Source organism: Corynebacterium sp. MSK218, assembly GCF_030232655.1.
Classification (GTDB): domain Bacteria; phylum Actinomycetota; class Actinomycetes; order Mycobacteriales; family Mycobacteriaceae; genus Corynebacterium.
Genome location: NZ_JASPGN010000009.1, coordinates 98,186 through 118,934 on the forward strand (window position 1 = coordinate 98,186; position 20,749 = coordinate 118,934).

17 protein-coding genes are annotated in these 20,749 nt (G+C 60.1%); 4 read left to right on the forward strand and 13 right to left on the reverse strand.

All coding sequences use genetic code 11. The features are described 5' to 3' along the window. Both QP922_RS08840 and QP922_RS08845 read right to left on the reverse strand, forming a co-directional pair. Positions 1-6,574: G5 domain-containing protein (locus QP922_RS08840; protein ID WP_284808985.1), on the reverse strand; the 6,574-nt coding region annotated here is incomplete at its 3' end. A 386-nt stretch (positions 6,575-6,960) separates the two neighbouring features. Then, positions 6,961-7,737 carry a hypothetical protein gene (locus tag QP922_RS08845; RefSeq protein ID WP_284808987.1) on the reverse strand — a complete coding sequence of 259 codons (777 nt, stop codon included), beginning with the start codon at positions 7,735-7,737 and terminating at the stop codon, positions 6,961-6,963. Between the two features lie 161 nt (positions 7,738-7,898). Between QP922_RS08845 and QP922_RS08850 the strand changes: the two genes are divergently transcribed. Further along, a complete protein-coding gene (locus QP922_RS08850; protein ID WP_284808988.1) occupies positions 7,899-9,038 on the forward strand; it encodes an Mrp/NBP35 family ATP-binding protein in 1,140 nt (379 codons plus the stop codon). 10 nt (positions 9,039-9,048) lie between these two features. On the opposite strand, the gene QP922_RS08855 is transcribed toward QP922_RS08850, so the two are convergent. From QP922_RS08855 to sigE, 3 genes are all read right to left on the reverse strand, one after another. Beyond that, positions 9,049-9,651, reverse strand: a complete 603-nt coding sequence (locus QP922_RS08855; protein ID WP_284808990.1) for a twin-arginine translocase TatA/TatE family subunit — start codon at positions 9,649-9,651, stop codon at positions 9,049-9,051. A gap of 77 nt (positions 9,652-9,728) precedes the next feature. Further along, complete coding sequence (locus tag QP922_RS08860) at positions 9,729-10,178, reverse strand: anti-sigma factor family protein (RefSeq protein ID WP_284808992.1); 450 nt, start codon at positions 10,176-10,178, stop codon at positions 9,729-9,731. 76 nt (positions 10,179-10,254) lie between these two features. Continuing rightward, positions 10,255-10,917: an RNA polymerase sigma factor SigE gene (gene sigE / locus QP922_RS08865; RefSeq protein WP_284808995.1), complete on the reverse strand. Its 663-nt coding sequence runs from the start codon at positions 10,915-10,917 to the stop codon at positions 10,255-10,257. 163 nt (positions 10,918-11,080) lie between these two features. Between sigE and QP922_RS08870 the strand changes: the two genes are divergently transcribed. Beyond that, a complete protein-coding gene (locus QP922_RS08870) occupies positions 11,081-11,728 on the forward strand; it encodes an O-methyltransferase (protein WP_502869598.1) in 648 nt (215 codons plus the stop codon). A gap of 136 nt (positions 11,729-11,864) precedes the next feature. On the opposite strand, the gene glgC is transcribed toward QP922_RS08870, so the two are convergent. Continuing rightward, positions 11,865-13,082: a glucose-1-phosphate adenylyltransferase gene (glgC, locus tag QP922_RS08875; protein ID WP_284808998.1), complete on the reverse strand. Its 1,218-nt coding sequence runs from the start codon at positions 13,080-13,082 to the stop codon at positions 11,865-11,867. A 154-nt stretch (positions 13,083-13,236) separates the two neighbouring features. Here glgC and glgA point away from each other — a divergent pair, with 154 nt between their 5' ends. Beyond that, positions 13,237-14,397: a glycogen synthase gene (gene glgA, locus QP922_RS08880; protein WP_284808999.1), complete on the forward strand. Its 1,161-nt coding sequence runs from the start codon at positions 13,237-13,239 to the stop codon at positions 14,395-14,397. Positions 14,398-14,408: 11 nt separating this feature from the next. Next, positions 14,409-15,866 carry a GH32 C-terminal domain-containing protein gene (locus tag QP922_RS08885; RefSeq protein WP_284809000.1) on the forward strand — a complete coding sequence of 486 codons (1,458 nt, stop codon included), beginning with the start codon at positions 14,409-14,411 and terminating at the stop codon, positions 15,864-15,866. A gap of 21 nt (positions 15,867-15,887) precedes the next feature. Here QP922_RS08885 and QP922_RS08890 read toward each other — a convergent pair whose 3' ends face one another. From QP922_RS08890 to dapE, 7 genes are read right to left on the reverse strand one after another with little or no spacing between them, the layout of a single operon-like run. Then, positions 15,888-16,778, reverse strand: coding sequence for a methyltransferase domain-containing protein (locus QP922_RS08890; RefSeq protein ID WP_284809002.1), 891 nt, complete (start codon positions 16,776-16,778; stop codon positions 15,888-15,890). Between the two features lie 9 nt (positions 16,779-16,787). Then, a complete protein-coding gene (locus tag QP922_RS08895) occupies positions 16,788-16,955 on the reverse strand; it encodes a DUF3117 domain-containing protein (RefSeq protein WP_070671838.1) in 168 nt (55 codons plus the stop codon). Positions 16,956-16,990: 35 nt separating this feature from the next. Further along, positions 16,991-17,311: a DivIVA domain-containing protein gene (locus tag QP922_RS08900; protein WP_284809004.1), complete on the reverse strand. Its 321-nt coding sequence runs from the start codon at positions 17,309-17,311 to the stop codon at positions 16,991-16,993. 3 nt (positions 17,312-17,314) lie between these two features. Then, positions 17,315-18,046, reverse strand: a complete 732-nt coding sequence (locus QP922_RS08905) for a glucosyl-3-phosphoglycerate synthase (RefSeq protein ID WP_284809006.1) — start codon at positions 18,044-18,046, stop codon at positions 17,315-17,317. Further along, positions 18,043-18,855: a dihydropteroate synthase gene (gene folP / locus QP922_RS08910; RefSeq protein WP_284809050.1), complete on the reverse strand. Its 813-nt coding sequence runs from the start codon at positions 18,853-18,855 to the stop codon at positions 18,043-18,045. Before folP ends, QP922_RS08905 begins: the two co-directional genes overlap by 4 nt. Positions 18,856-18,881: 26 nt before the next feature. Next, positions 18,882-19,652, reverse strand: a complete 771-nt coding sequence (locus QP922_RS08915) for an LOG family protein (protein WP_284809007.1) — start codon at positions 19,650-19,652, stop codon at positions 18,882-18,884. A 6-nt stretch (positions 19,653-19,658) separates the two neighbouring features. Beyond that, positions 19,659-20,747, reverse strand: coding sequence for a succinyl-diaminopimelate desuccinylase (gene dapE, locus QP922_RS08920; RefSeq protein ID WP_284809008.1), 1,089 nt, complete (start codon positions 20,745-20,747; stop codon positions 19,659-19,661). Positions 20,748-20,749: the final 2 nt, after the last annotated feature.

Genomic DNA, 20,749 nt, shown 5'->3' on the forward strand with positions numbered 1-20,749 from the left:
TCTCATCGGTCGGGCTCGGCTTAGACGGATCCTCAGTTTCCGACGGCTGTGGCTCCGGATCCTTCGGGTCGTCAGACGGCTTCGGTTGCTCCGGCTCGTCGGTTGGCTCATTTGGCTCAACCGGCTCGCAACCACAGTTGTCGCTGATAACGCCGATGACGGTCTTCACGTTAAAGACGTCGCCGTCCTTCGTGGTGACCTTGACCGGTATCTCCTTGATGGTGCCGCTCGGGGTATAAGCCGGCGGAATAACCGTCAGCTCACCTGTGGTTTCATCAATGGTTACGGTCCAGCCATCCGGCACCTCACCCAACTCGTACGTGTTGCCCTCGGCGTGGCCGTAGTTGATGCCAACCGTCTTGGTGTCACCAGCCTTGATGACATCCGGGTTGTAGGTCGGTGCCTGAATGATCTCCGGGTCATTCGGCTCCGGAGCGATCGGCTCGTCTTCCTTCACGATGAAGACAGCGTTCGTCTCGTACGGCTTGCCGCCCTTCGGGGTCACCGTTACCGGAACCTCGATGTAGTCGCCAGACTTCGCCGTCGACGGTGCGGTTGCCGTCACTCGGCCGTTCTCATCAACGGAGACGGTCCAGCCATCCACGTCCGACCGCACCTCATAGGTGTTGCCATCCGTGTGCTTCTTCACGTCCTGCGACTCAGACTGGCCTGGCTTAACCAGCTCAACACCGTAGAAGGAGCGTTCAATCTCCGGAGCCGGCTCCTTCTCCGTCACCGTCGTGGTGGTGTTGCTGGTCTCGGTAACCTTCTCCGTCGTGGTGACCTTAGAGGTCTCCGTGACGGCCTTGGTACCGATGCGCAGCTTGCGCGGGGTCGGCTCCTTGGTGACGTCCTCAGTGGTTTCTGGGTCACCGACGACCTTGCCGTCCTTGAGCTTCCAAACCTTGGTGACTTCCTTCTCACCGAAGGAACCGGCCTGGTCCTCTACAACCTTTCCGGCCTCAAGGTTCGGGTCAGTCTCAATGAGGGTCTCATACGGAGTCTGCTCGGTGTGCTTATCCGTCAGCTCGGTCTGAGTCGGCGCAGTACCGACCTCGATGATCTGCTTGGTCGGCTTGCTGATCTCCTCGGTGTCATCCTTGGTGGAAATCTCGCCATTATCGGAGGTCACCGTAACGGTGTGCTTGACCTCGCCCGGCTTGCCTTCCTGAACAACCTTGGTCTCACCAGCCTTGAGATCCGGGTTCTCGCGAACCTCGACCTCGAATGGGGTGCTCTCGGTCCACTCCACGGTCTTGGAGGTGGTATCACCCTTGGTGCCGACCTTGATGATCTTCTTGACCGGCTCTGCAATGCGCTCAGTTTCAGTCTTGGTACCGACAACGTTCGAGTTCACGATGGTCTGCGTCGTCGTGACCTTGTCCTTACCCGGCTTGCCCTCTTGGACGGTCTTCTGGGTACCTGCCGGCAGCGTGCCGTCGAATTGAATATCGGTCTCGAAAGGAACGGCAACCTCGGACTCGGTGGTGTACGTGCCCTCAGTCTTAGTGCCCACACGAATTTCAGCTGCAACCGGCTCCTTGGTGCGCTCAGTGGTCACGGTCGGATCGCCATCCGGCTTGCCGTCCTTGATCTTCTGAGTCGAGGTCACAACCTCGGTACCGAGTTCGCCCTGCTTGTCGACGACCTGCTTGCCTGCCTCCAAGTTCGGGTCCGCGGTAATCTTCGTCTCGAACGGCACCGACTTCTCAGTCTTCGTCACGACAGAGGTGTCCGCAGACTTCGGACCATACTCGACGATGCGCTCGACAGGTTCAGTGCGGGCCTTGACTTCCTTAACCTGTGCTTCACCGTTGGTGCCGGTAAAGACTGCAGCATAGGAAGCCTCGCCGTTCTTGCCTTCCTGAACCACCCTAGTCTCACCCGGAGCGAGGTCAGGGTTCGGACGCAGAGTCGTGCCGAATGGAATCGGCTCCTTCCACTCGACCGTATCGGTCGCAGTGGCCTGCTTGGTACCAACGGTGATGACCTCGTCGACAGGCTGCTTCGTAATCTTTTCAGAGACCGTCGGCTCCCCATCTGGGTTCGAGTTGGTGATGTTGCGCTTGATCGTCACCGTCTTCTCACCCGGAACACCTGGCGTCGTCACCTTGGACTCACCAGCAGGCATGTTCGGGTCATACTTGACGACGACCTTGAACGGGGCTTCCGTCTTGAAGGTCTCGGTGTTCGTACCAGTGGTCTTGCCGCCAACGCGAATGATCTGCTTGACCGGAGCCTTAGTCTGCTCCTTGGTGACTTCTGCTTCACCGGAAGGCATTCCGTCGACAAGCTTCTGCTTAGTCGTAACGGTCTCTTCGCCTTCTTCGCCCTTCTTGTCAATGACCTGCTTGCCAGCCTCCAGGTTCGGGTCGTACTTAACCTCAGTCTCGAACGGAACGCGGTTCTTCTCGATGAAAGTCAGTTCCTGATCCGCAAGGCGCGGGCCGTACTCCACGATGCGGGGCTTCGGGTCCTTGGTCACGGTATCAGACGTGGTCTTCACCGTCGGGACACCGCCCGGTTCCAGGGTAGCGTCGAACTTCGCAGTGATGGTGCGTTCACCAGCTTCGCCCTCCTGAACAACCTTCACCTCGCCTGGCTTGAGTGCCGGGTTCGGACGCATGATGGTATCGAAACCAGTAGCCATGGTCCAGGTCATTTCATCGGTAGCCTTTGCGGGCTTGGTACCAATGACGACGACCTCATTGACCGGAGCCTTGGTCTGCGACCACTTGCCCTTTCGGTCCTGTACCTCTGTGCCTGGAACACCTTCGGTTTCGACCTTGTAGGTACCCTGCGGGACGGTGTCATCGAACTTGTACTCAACATCAAACGGCACCTCGCGCGTCGGGGCATCCTGGATGTTGATCGGTGCATAAATCCGATCGGTGGAACCATCGGAGTAGGTAACCGTGACCGGAACCTTGATAGAGTCACCCGGCTTCGCGGTCTTAGGTGCAGTAGCAATTACGTTGCCCTTGTCATCCAGACCGACCAGCCAATTGCCGTTGGCCGTCGCGACCGTGTACGTCGGATTACCAAACTCGTTTTTATCCCCGGTTGCAGTGTAGCCATCAGCCGGAGTGATCTTGTATGGCTGATCCTCCGCCACGGTAATACCTTCAGGCAGCTCAATAGTGAGCGGAGAAGTAACCGTCTCGCCTGGGAACGTAGTCTCTGGTGGATAGGTCGGATCAACCTCGAAGTTCTGAGTCAAGTTCACCACAGTGGTAACTGGAGTCTCGTCGGTCGAACCATCGGGGTACGTCACCGTGACGTTGTGTACGTGCTTGTCACCCGGCTTAGAGTCAGCAGGCGGGGTTACGGAAACTTCACCGGTTTCCGGATTGATCTTGTAGGTCCATCCATCAACGGTGTCCTCAGTTTTCGGCTTGTCGCCGTCCATACCAAAGGAGAAGGTCGTGCCTTCCGGTGCACCGTCACGCGTGACAGGACGCTTCACCTCGGTGCCCGGCTTGGTGGATTCGACCGGGTAAGTAGGCTTGTTGATGTCCTTCTGGTTCCCCTTGACATTAAACGGTGCATAGACCGTGTCGGTGGAACCGTCGAGGTACTTGACGGTAACAGGGACATTCACACCGTCACCAGGTCGAGCGTCCTTCGGTGCGGTAGCGGTGACGACACCGTTTTCGTCGACGCTGACCTTCCAACCATCGACGTCGGAAGGCACCTTGTAGCGCTGCGACGGATCTTTAGCTAGGTCGCGCTCGGGAATCTTTGATTCGTCCGTGATGTCAGACGTAATCACGCCACCCGGCGTCGTGGTCTGCAGCATGTACTGTGCCTCGTAAACCTGACGCATCTCTGCCACAACGACGACGGTGGCGATGGTCTTATCAGACGAGCCGTCCTTATAGGTGACACGAACAGGAATATCCGCGGAACTACCAGGAAGCGCTCGCTTGCTAATCGGGGTAGAGATCACACCCGTATCCGGGTCAATCTTTACGTCTTCCCACTTCAAATTACGCGGAGGCGCAATATAGTCCGGATCATTCGGATCCGTAATGATGGAGAATTTCGGTTCAGAAGCTTCGTGCATGTTAGTGCGGTCAACCTGGCTGACCGCCAAGTCGCCTGGTCGGCCCGTAACTGTCGGATACAAGGGATCATTCGTACGCGCGTAGGCATCGATGACCGTAAACTCTGCCGGAACGGTAGCGGTGGAACCGTCTGGGTAGGTTACTTCTACCGGAACGGTGACAGTCGTTCCGTTCTGCACAGTCACATCCGGGGTTGCGGTAACCGTACCCTTCTCATCAATGTCGAATTTCCAGTCCTGCGGCAAGTTATCAGGCAACTTGTACTTAGCGAGCTTCGGATCGGACAACATCGTATCGATATCCGAAGTCACCTTCTCCCCTGCCTTAGTCACCTGCGCAGGGTAGAAAGCGAAGTCCTTGCCGGTGCCATCACCAATAACGTTGATGGTGCCGGTCACCACCTGTGGGGTAGCGCCCGTAGCGTAGTAAGCCTTCACTGGGATGGTTAGTCGCGCGCCAGGTATAGCTGTTTCCGGAATCGTCGACGTCAGCTCACCAGTCTTTTCGTCAATAGTGACTGTCCAGTCACCATACTTGTACTCCAAATTACCGTCGGGGAAGGTATAGCGATTGGGCTTCTCGTCATCGGCGCGACCGCCCAAGCCAATCTCCGGCAAGGTTGGCTGAAGCGTAACCGTTTCATTTACGTGGCCGGATTCCGCGGTGTAGTCCGGAACCTTGATCGCATTGACGATCTGGAAGGGAACTTCAACGGTATCGGTCGTCCCATCTGGGTAGGTAGCGATAACCCTCGGCAAAATCTTGGTGTTGTTCGCAGCAGCTTCCGGCGACGTCGCCTTGACCTTCACAGTTCCGTCATCATCGACCGTTACTTTCCATCCTTCCGGAACGGACGTAGGGTCAACATCAAAAGACTTGGGCCAGACTGGGTCGTATCCCTCAAAGCTGGGCTTTAAATCAAGCTCGGAAACAAGTTCCTTACCTGCTGGGCCCTCAACCGTTCCCCTGACAGCTAATTCCGTAACCTGAGTATCGTTCGGGTCGATGACAGCGAGCAGCGGAATAATATCTTGCGAGCCATTGGAATAGGTGACGATAATACGGGGCTGAGCGAACGTGCCCGGCATCGGATTGGCTGGGGTCGTGACCGTGACGTCATAGGTGTTTGGATCTAGCTCGGCGTCCCAACCCCTATAAACGTAGCGCTTATCAAGCTTCACCTCGGCTTCGACGCCGCCGTCCTCACGTCTTCTCACTAGGTCAGCAATCTTGTCACCAACTTGCTTATAGGTAAGAGTTTGGGGCCCAGTGACAACTGTATTCGAAGTCTTATCAACGCCAGAGGTCACTGATTGCTGGACCGGAGAATACTCCGGATCGTGGAACTGGGTGTCATCGAAGCTCCACTGATAGTTGCTCACTACGTTGGCCTTATTGTAGCGAGAAAGCGAATTAGAGCTATCAAAAGCACTGCCTTCGCCGTTATTCTTCTCAGCGGCAGCTTGAAGCTGCTCCACAGAACGCGGCTTTGCTAATACGCTAAACCGCATGCCCTGCTGTTGACTCAGCTTCGTGCCCTTGTACTCCGGCATGGTGTAGAAGATATCGCCGGTAGTCTGATCGATACGCAGGCTCGACGTGCCGCCACCGGAAGCAGCGGTGTCGCTCGTTCCGATGAAGCTACCCTGGGCGTCGTAGGCCTCCACAACCATGCGGGACAGGGAATCATCCACGCCCCCGTCTTTAATCGCTGGAACGTTAATCTTGCCGACCTTGAGCTCTTCGCCCGGCCTGATCACCAGCTTTTCTCGGTTCTCCCACGATACCGAGATCGGATTACATTCGATGTTCTCGCTCGGCCACGGGTTTACGACGGCTGTAAAGTTTGCGTTGCCTCCCTGGGTGGCCCTAACCTTTGGGTCGGGATTCTCCTGCTTATAGTTGCCCTGCCAGGCGTAACGAACCGGGTTAGCGGCAGTGGCCTCAGCGAACTGCTTGACTTTCGCATCGGTCAGTTCCGCATAGAGGTTCAGGTTTCGCTGTGGGCCAGAAGCAGTAATACCGAGGATTTCGTCGGCCTTGTGGGTAACTACCTTGTCAACAAAGGTTTGACCAGCATCCGTGGCGGGAATTTGAGCTGCATCGAGGTACGTGCCCATCCTACCTCCGCTGGTAAAGCTCCAATCAGCGAACGTGCGGTCCTTCGAATTATCAAAGGCGACGCTCAAACCCCACCGGGTTTTGTCGGGGCTGCTCGCGCTCGGCTCCAAGGTTTTCCAGCTGAAACCAGCCTGGCTACCCTGCGGAGCGTTCTCCGAGACAACACACGAACCGGCCGGCAGGTCGGAGGCTTTCTGGGCATCCTGCTCCACCGCTCCCGACTTGTCGCGGATACCCCCAGAGAACTCCGCGGCAGTAGCGTCAGGGACCACCGTATTAAAAGAGGTGATACTGAGGCCGCTCAGTGCGAGCGTAATAGCAGAAAGAGCTGCTACCCCTTTACGGGAAGAGCGCCGACGGGCGGAGCCACTTCGTGGTGCATTCATTCCTTAGGTCCTTTCAAATGCAGTACCCTGCCTCACCCAACATTGGGCAACCCGATAGTCGCTGTGACTTATCAAGACATTGCTTCACAAATCCTCTTGAGAATAGACAGGAAAAAGCCAGATGATCACCTTGGATATTACCCGCCGTCACAGAAAATCTCAAGGAAAACAGGCTTTTATCTGGGATTTCTAAGAAAAACTACCTACCTCATGGGAATTATAAATTTTCCTGAACCACCCACCCTGTGAGAAACTGATCCGTTTCTGCACTGAAGGAACGGGCGGTTCGGTGAGACGTCGCCAAGCAGGGCGTGCCCATCGGCGTTTTATACAGTCCTGGGACATCGCTCAGATGCCTGGAGCTTCACCCCTTATGCCTGTCTCTTCTAGGATTCCTCGTGGACCAAATCGGAACCGCCGGAAGAGTTGGAGTCCCCTTCCTCGTTGAGGTTCTGCTGGAGGTTGGCCTCCATCCAGGCACGCACGACTGCCTCAAAGTCGTCGGAGTCCTTCACGTCCTGCACTACCTCGTCGAGGTCCTGCGCGGTAAGGAACTTGGTGAAGGAGGCGACTTCGAGCTTCTCGTCGCGGTTGAACAGGCCATCTTGGTAGACCACGACGTAATTCTGCGGCAGCTCCGGCTTGGCGTTCGGGCAGCCTTGTGCACCGGCGGGTTCTACCACGGACAGCTCCGGCGGCATCGACGCCATGAGCGCGATGTGTGCACGCTCCAAGAAATCTACGTCTTTTGTGCCCTCATCCTGGGCGGCCACGTAATCCTTTGATATCGCGCGGGCCTCCGCTGGGTTGAAGGCGTTCAAAAACTCACCCGTGCAGCCAACAAAGAAGTTGCCGGTGCGGCTCACCCCACCTGTGTGTCCAGTGCCGCGCCGCACCACCATAGGGTCCTGGGACACGGTGACTGCACGTCCTTCGTCGAGCAGGGTCTGGCGGTAGATTTCCGCTAGCACGCGCTGCTTGTGGGACGTCGGGTCAATCATGATGGTGATGGGCGAGGACGCAAAAGGTTGCGGGTCCGGTTTGGGTTCATACTCGGAGCACGCGCTTATCGACGCCCCCACGATCCCCACCATGGCCACCCCAACAACGCGGGAGAAGGTTCGGGAAGGTGCAGCAAGGCGGGACATCAAAATCTGGCGCATTCTTTCTTCTTGACCGGACAAGGCGCAGGGCATCAAGCACAACATGTCACAACTAACGGGCCACAGCGCTTAGCTGCAGCGTCTGGCTGAATCTTACACACCCCGTAGCCCTCATGCGGTGTGGCTCTCCTCAATGGAGGATGACTAGACTGGTGCGAGTTATGACTAGCGCAATTACTGAATCTGCTGTTCGTTCCGCGCTTGAGCGCGTCGACGACCCTGAAATCGGCCGTCCCATCACTGAGCTCGGCATGGTGAAGTCCGTGACTGTCAACGGGGCGGATGTGGACATCGAGCTGTATCTCACCATCGCCGGCTGCCCGATGAAGAGCACCATCGAATCCAACACCCGCGCCGCCGTGGCGGAACTCGATGGCGTGGGCGAGATTTCCATCTCCATGACGCCGATGAGCGATGAGCAACGCAAGGAGCTCAAGCAGAAGCTACGCGGTGGGCAGGCCGAGCCGGAGATTCCTTTCGCCAAACCGGAGTCCACCACGCGCGTATTCGCCGTAGCATCCGGCAAGGGCGGTGTGGGCAAGTCCTCCGTCACGGTGAATCTGGCAGCTGCTCTCGTGGAGAAGGGCCTCAAGGTCGGCATCGTGGACGCAGATATTTATGGCCACTCTGTGCCCAGCCTGCTCGGCTCCACTGCGGGCCCCACCGTGCTTGACGACGAAATGCTGCTTCCCCCCATCTCCCACGGCATCAAGCACATTTCCATTGGTCAGTTCGTGGAGGGTAATGCTCCCGTCGTCTGGCGCGGCCCCATGCTGCACCGCGCACTCCAGCAGTTCCTCGCGGATGTCTTCTGGGGCGACCTAGATGTGCTCCTCCTCGACCTCCCGCCGGGCACCGGTGACGTGGCCCTGTCGGTAGCGCAGCTCATTCCGAATGCCGAGCTACTCATCGTCACTACCCCGCAAGCCGCAGCCGCTGAGGTTGCCGAGCGTGCCGGTTCCATTTCCCAGCAGACGCGCCAGCGCGTAGCTGGCGTCATTGAGAACATGGGTGCGATGGTCATGCCGGATGGCTCCACCATGGACATTTTCGGTGAGGGCGGCGGGCAGGTCGTCGCCGAGCGCCTCAGCGTCCTATTGGGCCACGAGGTTTCGCTCATGGCCTCCATCCCACTGGACCCCGCCCTACGTGCTGCTGGCGACGAGGGAACGCCCATCGTTATCACGGCGCCACAGTCCCCCGCCACCCAGGCCATCAACTCGGTGGCAGACTCCATCGCCGTGCGCTCGGATTCCCTCGTGGGTAAGAAGCTTGGCCTCGGTGTAACCCGTAAAAACTAGTACGTCACGCTTACGTGACGTCTTCCCAGGAGACGCTGCCCCCGCCGGTGGATGCATTCCCGCCGCGCGGGGGTTGCTCTTTCTCAGGGGAGCTGGCGTTGGGGTCGGCGTACACCTGGGAATAATCGAACGTCGGCCGGCCTGGCTGCGGTGCCTGCTGCTCCTGCCGAGGCTGTGCCGCCGGCTGTGGCCCACCGGTCTGCTGTGGCCCACCGGTCTGCTGTGGCGCCTGTCCGGTCTGGGCCGCAGGGGACGGCATGTCCCTTTGAGCGGGGTCCGTGCTGTGTTTGATGTCCTCAGCCATCTTCTTGGGGTTGAAATCATCCCAGGCGGAATCGTCGCCGTCGAAAAGCGCCTTTGTGATAACGCCACGCGGGCCCAGGCGCGTCCATTCCATCGCCTGCCCGAGTGGCACTCGGAGGTCATCGAATTCCGCACCCAATCCGTTCATCTCACCATTGAGCTCCGCTTTGGCATTGTTAATGGCCTTGCGCGCTGCGTAGATGGCCGCACGCACGTCCATAATCACGCCGGGAAGGCGCTCCGGGCCAATGATGACGAGGCCGAGGAGAACAATGGTGATGATCTCCAGCCAACCGATTGAGGAAAACACGAAACTATCTTAACCACTTTGCCGGCAGGATCTGGGACGAGCATGCCGCGCTCGCAGAGTAGGAGCACTCCCGCAGCTCAGCCGCGCTGATTGTGTTTAATGGCGCGCATCACCATCTCCACCTTGTCCAGGAAATCCTGGCGTGGTTGGCAGGCAGGTTCCTCAGCATCAGGTCCCGGACCTGCTCCCTGGTGAGCAATACCTGCCAGTTTGGCCATGAGGGATTCCGGTGCTTTCACGTGCGATTCCACGCTGCATTCGCGTACCCACTCGGAGGCGTTGCGCTGATGGTGAATTTCGGCGCGGCACTCGGCGCAGTGCACGAGGTGGACGCGGACGCGGTGCGCATACTTGGCGGGCATTTCCCCATCCACGAAGGCCACGATGGCTTCCGGGCCCAAATGCCCGATGGTGTCTGCGCGCTGCGCGCGGGCCTTTGCTTTGTCACGGACCTTAGCCTGTGCCTCCGTAAAGATGCCAGGCAAGGAACGGGAACGCTCGTGGGACTTGCCATTTAACGACTCCACGAAACGTTCTCCTTTCGTTCTCAATCCTCGGGCCGCTCCCTCTACCGAGGGGGCTAGTTGTTGGCCCAATCTAGCTTTAGCGCGTACGCAGGAGGCTGCGGGTGTCCGCGTTGGTCTGTGCCTCCTTCTCCAGTGCGGCACGCAGCTGAGAACGACCACGGTGGATACGGGAGCGCACAGTACCCATCTTGACGCCAAGGGTTTCGGCAATCTCGTCGTAGCTCATGCCCACGACATCACAGAGAACCACGGCAACACGGAAGTCCGGAGCCAGGTTATCCAAGGCCGACTGCAGCGCCGGGTCCAAGTTGGCTACCGAGTAAGCCTGCTCCGGGGTCATGTCGGTACCAGGCACTCGTTCGTAATCCTCCGGCAGGGCCTCCATGCGAATCTTGGAGCGGTGGCGCACCATATCGAGGAAGAGGTTGGTGGTGATGCGGTGCAACCAGCCCTGGAACGTACCGGCCTGATACTTGTCCAGAGAGCGGAAGACGCGCATGAAGGTTTCCTGCGTGAGGTCCTCGGCATCGTGCTGGTTACCGGAGAGGCGGTACGCCAAGCGGTAGACACCATCAGCATGCTCGGCCACCAGCTCGCCCCACGAGGGCATGTCAGCCTTACCGGCATCAAACGCGGCAGTACCCGTGAGCTCTTCAGTGTCAGCGGCATGTTCTTCGAGGTTGCTGACCTGTTCGTCGGAGCTGAGAGAGGGTACGTTCTCGCGCTGCTTTTTCGTCATGACGATCATCTTTCTATAGACAGCACGGAAACTCCAGCCACAGTACTGTGAGCACCCTGTGAATCCATACCACGGGTTTCATGCGCTACTCGCGTCACATAAGGCACTGCATCCTGCGCGATTCTTGTCCCACAGCCCCGGTCCTTTCACTATGGTTTTCACTGTGACTACTACGGCTTACGACGCACTGCGATCTTTCATCGAATCCACCAGCGAGGTATCGGAAGCGCTCACCAGCGCCCGCGCCCACGCAGAGGAGTACGGACTGCCGGTTCCGGATGAATCCACCGGACAGCTACTGAGCACCCTGGCGGCAGTCTCCTCTGGAACGACGTCGCGCCCCCAGGCGGTAGCGATTACCCCGGCGGCCTCGGTGGTGGGCCTCTACCTTCTCGCCGGAATGTCGAGCAACGGCATTCTCACCTGCATTGATCCAGAGGCTGAGCACCAAGCGAGTGCAAAGCAGACCTTCCGCGATGCCGGTTACTCCTCCAGCCGCGGGCGCTTCCTGCCCTCACGTCCGCTCGACATCATGGGGCGTTTGGCCAACGACACCTACCAGGTCATCTACGCCGAGGTCCCTGCCCTCGATATGCCCGCACTGGTGAAGGCCGCCTGGCCGCTCCTACACCAGCACGGCACGTTGGTGCTCGCGAACTCGCTGCTGGATGGCACAGTGGCTGATAGCTCGCGCACTGACCGCGACACCGCCGCTGCCCGTGAGGCCGACGAAATTGCGCGTTCCCTCGAAGGCGCGGCCGTCACGCGCCTTCCTTATGGTGCGGGGCTCACCCTCGTGACCAAGCTCTAGTTCACCCAGGCGAATAAATATCCCGGCTCTCCTCCCCCTTGCGTGGGGTGAAGAGGCCGGGATTGTTGTCCTTGCGCCCTCCCTCTAGCCTTAGTCGGGGGGCTGGCTCCGATCTGGGGCCGTGGTGTGGACTGACTTAAACCTTCTCGTTCTTGCCCACGACGACCACGCCGCCATCGGAGACCTTGAAGCGCTGCTCATCGCGCTCACGGTCCACACCGATAATGGCGCCGTCGCTCACAACGACGTTCTTGTCCAAGATGGCGCGGCGTACCACGGCACCGCGGCCGATGCGGACGCCGGGGAGAATGACGGAACCTTCGACCGTTGCGCCGTCGGCCACGTGAACGTCGGAAGCCAGCACCGAGTTGCGCACAGTACCGCCGGAGACGATGCAGCCAGGGGCCACCATCGAGGACTGGGCAATACCGTTCTGCACGAACTTGGCCGGCGGGAAGTTGGAATCATCCGTGGAGTGAATAGGCCACGAGCGGTTGTACAGATTGAAAATGGGGTGCACGGAAATCATGTCCATGTGCGCCTCATAGAAGGAATCGATGGTACCGACATCACGCCAGTAACCATGGTCGCGCTCCGTGGAGCCGGGGACCTCATTGGACATGAAGTCATAGACGTGAGCCTGCTGGCGCTCCACGAAGTACGGGATGATGTCACCACCCATATCGTGGGCCGATTCCTCATTCTTCTCATCCTGCAGGAGAGCCTCAATGAGAGCCCCAGTGGTGAAGACGTAGTTGCCCATCGACGCATAAGTCATGTTCGGGTCATCCGGAGTAGCCGGCGGATCGGCTGGCTTTTCTACGAAGGACGTGATGGTGCCCATGCCGTCTGCCTGGATGCAGCCGAAGGCGGTAGCTTCCGAACGTGGAACGCGAATACCTGCAACAGAGCAGTCCAGACCCGTAGCGATGTGCTCCTCCACCATCTGTGCCGGGTCCATGCGGTAGACGTGGTCTGCACCGAAGACAATGACGTAATCGGGCTTCTCGTCATAGATGAGGTTCAATGACTGCACGATGGCATCGGCCGAACCGTTGTACCAGCGCTTACCACGGCGCTGCTGCGCGGGGACGGAGGCGATGAACTGCGGTGTCGGACCCGACAAGTTCCACGCCTGGGAGATATGGCGGTCCAGGGAGTGGGACTTGTACTGAGTCAGCACAGCAATCTTCAAGAAACCGGCGTTGACGAGGTTAGACAACACGAAGTCAATGAGGCGGTAGGAACCGCCAAACGGAACGGCGGGCTTAGCGCGGTCTTCAGTCAGGGGGAAGAGGCGCTTTCCCTCGCCGCCGGCGAGGACAATGGCAAGGACGTTAGGAAGGCTTCTCACGTCACCCAATCTAACGAGTTTTTCCACATTCTGCAGGGAAAAGATGCAGGTTTTCACCCCCGACATCGGGGCCGCGCAGACTCACGTCTGCCCTACTACTGCCCTTCCGCTGACCTTCTGCGCGCGCGGGGGAAGATCCGTATTCTGGGCAGGTATGAGAGCCGGAATTTTTTCTAAGGAGTACCCGCCGGAAATCTACGGCGGAGCGGGTGTTCACGTTGCGGAGCTGACCCGATTTATGCGTGACATCATTGACGTTTCTGTTCACTGCATGGGGTCCCCACGCGATGAAGAGGACGTCTTTGTGCATGGAGTCGACCCCGAGCTGAAGGACACTGAGGCAAACGCTGCGCTTCAGACCCTGTCCACGGGACTGCGCATGGCTAACGCTGCTTCCGACATTGACGTCGCCCATTCCCACACGTGGTACACCAGCTTAGGTGGCCACCTCGCCGGCCGCCTGTATGGCATCCCGCACGTTGTCACCGCACACTCCTTGGAGCCGCACCGCCCGTGGAAGCGCGAACAGCTCGGCGGAGGCTATGAAATCTCCTCTTGGTCAGAGAAGAATGCCATGGAATACGCCGATGCGGTCATCGCGGTTTCAGCCGGAATGAAAGATTCCATCCTGGAGGTCTACCCGCGTATTGCCGCCGACAAGGTCCACGTCGTCCTCAACGGCATCGACACTGACATCTGGCAGCCGGGTGAGGCGCCGGTGCTGGACAAGTTGGGCGTCGATAAGCAGCGCCCCATCGCCGCCTTCGTGGGCCGCATCACCCGACAGAAGGGCGTAAAACACCTCCTTAAGGCCGCGCAGAGTTTCGATGAGGATATCCAGCTCGTGCTGTGTGCAGGCGCCCCGGATACCCCGGAGATTGCCGCAGAGACCGAGGCGCTCGTCGAAGAGCTACGTGCACAGCGCGATGGTGTGTTCTGGGTCAAGGAGATGCTCTCCCGCGAAGAGATCAAGCAGGTCTACTCCGGTGCAGATGTGTTCGTGTGTCCCTCCATTTATGAGCCGCTGGGCATTGTCAACCTCGAGGCTATGGCCTGCGGCACGGCCGTCGTGGCTTCTGATGTTGGCGGCATCCCGGAGGTCGTCGTCGACGGCGAGACCGGTGTACTCGTGCACTTTGACGCTGCCGATGAAGCCGCGTTTGAGGCCGATATTGCGGCTGCGGTCAACCGCGTGGCTGCGGACGCTGAGCTGGCACAACGCTTTGGAACCGCGGGCCGCGAGCGCGCTATTCGTGAGTTCTCTTGGGCCACCATCGCGCAGCAGACCGTGGACATTTACCGCTCGTTGATGTAGGAAGGACTGCCGTGACGCAACCCCAACAACAACACCGACCAGAAATTCATTTCGTCCCCGATAGCGGTATCCTCGATGCCCCTGCGGGCATTGTTCGCGATGGCGATACGTGGCACTTGTTCCACCAATACCGCCCCGAGCCTGGCCAGCCGGCCCGCTGGGGGCACACCTTCTCCGAGGAAACGCCGTTTGCGTGGCTGGACTGCGATGATGTCCTAGCCCCCGTCGGCGGCGAGCTGTCCCTGCGCGCCGGCTCCGTGGCGGAAGGTCAGGATGCTCTCAACCTGTACTTCACGTCCGTAACGTCAGTGGGCACCAGCGTGCGTTTGGCGCGCTATACCGACTACGCCGACGAATGCATCGTCTCTGACGCCCCGACTGCCTTGGACCCGGACGTGGTCCGCTTCGGCGAGGCGGTAGGAGCACACACTGACTTCGACCGCTTCCGCTCGCCGTCGGTGGTACCGGACTGGGCCAAAGAGGACCGCGAGGAGGGCCACGATGGTTGGCTCATGCTGGCCCTGACCGGTGATGCTGATGCCCCAGTCCCGGTTATCCTCGAGAGCCCTAATGGTGAGTCATGGTCGGTTCTGGGCAAGCTGAGTTTCAACGGTGACCCAGGGTTTAATGAGGGCGAGGTTCCGGCAACCTCCCCCATCCCGCCGGTGGTCTCGCCACGCCTGGTTCGCCTGCGCGATGAAGTCGACGGAGAGATCTACGACGTCCTCTTCGTCACCTTGGAGCGCGCCGGCCGTGACGTGTCCGGCTACATCGTTGGCCGCCTCGATGGCACCGAGTTCACCGTGGCCAAGGGATTCCAGCGCGTGGACTTCGGCCACGATTTCTCCCGTCCGCGCAATACCAACACCACTACGGGCACGATTGCCCAGGAATGCCGCTACGACCGCGCGGTCATTCTGGGACTGCTCAACGGCAATGGCCGCGGTGATGATGCCTCCAAGCACCCAACGTGGGAGGCTGAAGGCTGGGCAAACAGCCTCTCGCTGCCGCGCGCGGTGACTCTGCAGGGCGGTGTGCTCTACCAGACCCCTGCGCAGGGCTTGCCAGATGCGGTGAAGCTGTCTGACTATGCACAGTCCTGGACCGGCGTGCTTGAGGTTCCGGAGAATTCCAGCGTTACTGTGACGCTGCGTGATGGCTCCGGTGACCCAGCCGCCGTTATTCGCCACACTGGGGATGAGATCAGCCTGGACCGCTCGATGTCCAAGGCCTTCGATCACTACTTCAAGGATTCCGCTCCTGCCGTGGCCCCGCTGGCGGAGGGAGACTCCGACACGCTCACTATCATTCAGGATGGTGCGAGCGTGGAGGTCTTCGTCGACGGTGGCCTCGTTGCCATGAGCTCCCGCGTCTACTTCGAGGGCGGCTGCTCCGCCATCGAAGTAGACACGGACGGTGAGGCCGTTATTGAGCAGTCCTGGAACCGCAAGGGTTCCAAGCGCTCTTAATGTGATTCGCTCGCTCGGCGTCTAGGACGCCGAACGCAGCCGGTCCAGGCGCGCATGCGCCGTCACGGTCAGGGACTGCGGCAGGGCGGCCATGCGCTCTGCCAGCTCCTCCGGACTAATGTGGCGCGCCGACGGGCTCATGCCCACCTGGGCTGCAATGGACGCCTTGTCCAAGATAATAGGGAAAGAAATATCCACGGGCTCAGCGGCCTGCTCAAGGAAGCCCTCTGCCTGGGCGTAGAGGCGCTCCACCTTTCCCTCTTCCACGCCTAGGATGCCAAGCGGCTCGCGCAGCTCATCCAGGTGGCCTGCCTGCGGGGTCAGCACGATAACCTCGCCGCCGGGAGCTAGGACTCGCTGGAATTCCGCCGGGTTACGCGGGGCAAAGACCACGGAGATGGCGTGAATCGAGTGATCGCGAATAGGCAGGCGCTCCCACACATCCGCTACCACGGCGCCGACGCGCTCATGGGACTTGGCCAAATGCTTGGCAGCATGCGTGGAAATGTCGAGCCCGACTCCCCGTGCGCCTTCAATGGAGTCCAGGGTATGGGCTAGATAGTAACCAGTTCCGGCACCCACCTCGAGGAGAGTGGGAGCGGTATGTTCGTCCAGACCCGCGGCATGGTTGGCCTCGTCCTGGGTCTCCAGGGAATCCTGCACAGCGCCGGTTACTGCCTCCACGAAGGGCGCAAAGTGACCCATGGCTAGGTAGGTTTCACGCGCTGTCACCATGGAGGCATCATCACCCTGGTGCTTCAGTCCAGCACCGGCCGCCAGCGTGACATAGCCCTGCTTGGCCACATCATAGGAATGGCCGGTCTCCGAGACGAGGCGGGAACAATCATCCGCGCACTGCAGGGCGCTGCCATCGGCGGGATCGGCCAGAATATCGACGATATGTGAAAGCATGTTCCTAGACTAGCTAGAAACTGCGACGAGGAGTGAACCCAGCTGCGCTGCTTCCTCTTTGCTGAGCTCGATGACGATACGTCCACCCCCGTCAGAAGGAATGCGCATGACGATCTTGCGGGACTCCTCTACTGCTTCCATCTCTCCACCAGTAGTACGTGGCTTCATCGCTGCCATAGTGAGTCTCCTTCGACTATTGTTATAACGTCCTTCTAGTCTAGCCCTTTTTCAGGCTCACGCGGCGCGGTCGCGCCAGCCGGCACAGCAGACGAGCCTTCCGGAGTAGTCAGACGACGTTCCACAGCAGCAAGGAGCGCGTCCACCTGGTCTTGGCGGTAGCCACGCGGAACCACGTCAAAGCGCAGGTCATCGAAGCGGCCCTCCTCCAGGGCGCGAAGATTTTCGGCGTCAACATCGACGGCTTCGTCTGGAGTATCCATAACGGTGCCGCGGCCGACAATGCTGCCCCACGCCCACGAACCGATGATGATGAGCGCAATGAGGACAACGATGAGCAAGATCCAGGACATCATGCGCTAAATCCTACCCACCAGTGGCGGACGCTGCGGCACCGGCCCAATGACACCGTCGCGCGAAAGGATTGTGCGCGCCACCACATCCGCCATGGGCGCCAGCTCCCCCAGCGGACGGTTGCGGTGCGCGCGAGTGCCCAGGTCCACCTCGGCGAGGGCATAGGGGCCATAGCGCTTGGCGACGTCCACCAGCAGCCCCGCTTCCACCCCGTACCCTTCCACGAACGGCAGCTCCATGGCGGCCGCGCGCCTTAAGGCGTATTCGCCGCCGAGTGGTTGGTCAATGTGTGCGAGCTCTGGGAAGAACTGCCGCAGCAGCGGCTTGGCGGTTAGCTCGGTCACGCGCCCGCCGCCAGTGGGCTTTCCCTCAAAGCTGCGCTGATAGCGTGCCTTGACCATCTGGATGTGCGGATCGATGAATGGCTCGGTAAGCGCAGAAACCATACCGGGAGCAGCGGACTCGAGGTCGGCATCGATAAACACGACAATGTCGCCCTCCGCTGCCGCCACGCCGCGCCAGAGGGATTCGCCCTTGCCTGGTCGGGGCTCCTCAGACAGGATTTCCCGCCAGTTGAGCACCTGTGCACCCGCAGCCCTAGCCTCAGCCGCAGTGTCATCGCTCGAGTCTGCGTCGATGACGAGCACCTCGTGGGGTTCATCTGCCCGGCACGCGCGCACGACGTGCGCCACGGTGCGCTCCTCGTTGAGCGCGGGGATAACGACGGAAACCTTCATGCCAACCCGCGGGTTGTCGCCAGGGGCTGCATCTCGCCCTGGATGGCAGCAGTCATGCGGATGACGTCGAGAGTCGGCGCCACTTCGTGTACGCGGAAAGCCGCCACACCACGCGCGGCCGACCAGGCCGTCGCCGCCAGCGTGCCCGCCACTCGTTGGTTCACGGCGCGGTTAAGGGTCTCCCCTACAAAGTCCTTGTTGGACAAGGCCATGAGCACTGGCCATCCGGTTGCTACGAGCTCGTCGATGCGGCGCAGCAGCTCCAGTCCGTGAAAGGTGTTCTTGCCAAAGTCATGCGTGGGGTCGATGAAGGTCAGCTCCTCGGGGCACCCGAGGTCTGCGGCGCGCTCGGCCAGGCGCGTGGTTTCTGAGATAACGTCCGCTACGACATCATCGAAGTGCACGCGGTGCGGGCGGGTACGCGGTGTCACACCACCAGTATGCGAGCACACGTAGCCCACCTTCTTCTCCCCGGCGACCTCGATGAGCTCCGGGTCCCACCCAGCCCACGTGTCGTTGACCAGACCAGCTCCGGCCGCAATCGCGGCTTCGGCCACCTCTGCGCGCCACGTGTCTACCGAAATCAGCGCCTCCGGGTGGCGGCGATGCAACTCCGCGATGGTAGGCACGACGCGCTCGATTTCCTCGGTGGCGTCGACATGTTCACCCGGCCCGGCCTTGACGCCGCCGATGTCGATGATGGAGGCGCCGTCGGCAAGCGCCTGCTCCCCTCGCTCCACTGCGGGGTCCAGCTCAAAGGTAGCGCCCTTGTCATAGAAGGAATCCGGCGTGCGGTTCACAATTGCCATGACCTGGGCCAGACCATGGTGGGGGCTCACTTGCCCTCCTGCTCCCGGATGCGCTTATCCGACATCACCTTGTGTGCCGCCACGATGTGGGCCAGCGCCTCATCCGGATCGTCGGTCACGAGGAATAGGTCGAGGTCCTCCGGACTGATGAAACCTCCATCCGCCAGCGTGTTCTTCATCCACTCCACCAGGCCGGACCAGTAGTCGGTGCCCATAAGCACAATGGGATAGTTGGTCACCTTGCCGGTCTGCACCATGCACATGACCTCGAAGAATTCATCCATCGTGCCCATCCCGCCGGGCAGGCAGATGAAGGCCTGGGAGTATTTGAGGAACATGGTCTTGCGCGCGAAGAAGTAGCGGAAGTTCAAGCCCAAGTCGACGTACGGGTTCAGGCCCTGCTCGTGGGGCAACTCGATGCCCAAGCCCACCGAAAGCCCACCAGCTTCGTGGGCGCCGCGGTTGGCCGCTTCCATGATGCCGGGGCCACCGCCGGTGATGACGGCGTACTGGGCCTCTGCTAGGCGCTTGCCGACGCTAACACCAAGTTGGTAGATCGGATCTTCCTCGCGCGAACGCGCCGATCCAAAGACGGTGACAGCTTTCGGGAGCTTAGCCAGGGCGTCGAAACCATCGACAAACTCGCCCTGGATGCGCAAGACGCGCCAGGGATCTGCATGCTGCCACTCGTGATCCGCGCCGGACTGCAGGAGGCGCTGGTCAAAGGTTGAGGATTGCTCGCCGGCGGTGCGGACGAGCAATGGGCCGCGGAGAGTGCGGATTTGCTCGGGGGTCATGGTGGATTATCCCTTCAGGTAGTTCAAGAGAGCGTGAGAGACCTCGGTAATCTGCTCGACGGGGACTTGTTCGTCCTTCTTGTGAGCAAAGCCTGGATCGCCGGAGCCAAAGTTGACGGCTGGGGTTCCCATCTCGGAGAAGCGGGCGACGTCGGTCCAGCCGTACTTGGCGCGGACGTTGCCCCCGACGGCGTCGACAAGCGCACGCGCCGCCGGCTGGCCCAGGCCTGGCATGGCGGCACTGGCGATGTCATCAATCTCAATGCTGACATTTTCATGCTCGCCGATGACCTCCTTCATGTGCGCCAACGCCTCCTCCGCGGTGCGGTCGGGCGCGAAGCGGAAGTTGACGAACATCCAGGCTTCATCCGGAATGGTATTGGTGGCCACGCCGGATTCCAGGTGCACGATATTGAGGCCTTCCTTGTAGGTACAGCCGTCAATCTCCACGTCACGCGGCTGGTAGTTGGCCACGTTCATCATCACCGGGGCCAAGGTGTGCGCGGCATTGGAGCCCAACCAGGCGCGGGCCGAGTGCGCGCGGGTGCCATGTGCTGTCACGCGCAGGCGGATGGTGCCCTGGCAGCCGGCCTCAATCATGGCGCCGGACGGTTCGCCCAGCAGCGCGAGGTCTCCCTGCAACCACTCCGGGTGATCCTTCTGCAGATGGCCCAAGCCGTTGAACTCGGTGGCCACCTCCTCGCCCTCATAGGCGATGACGGTGAGATCGTGCTTGAGCTCCTCTGAGTCATAGAGCTGCGCAAAGGCATTGAGGTAGACGGCCATGCCGGACTTCATGTCCACGGTGCCGCAGCCATACATGGTGGTGCCGTCTTCCGACATGGTGTGAGGCACGTTATCGGCCAGCGGCACGGTATCGATGTGGCCCGCGAGCACGACGCGAGTCTTCAGACCGCGATTGGTGCGGGCACAGACAGTATTGCCGTAACGCTCAACCTCGACCTTGCTCTGGTCCAAGCCGCGCAGAGCCTCTTCGACGGCAGCGGCAATAGCCTCCTCGTGGTGAGAGGGACTGGGGATATCCACCAGTGCCTTGGTGAGCTCAATGGGGTCGGCGAAGAGATTTAAAGTCACAA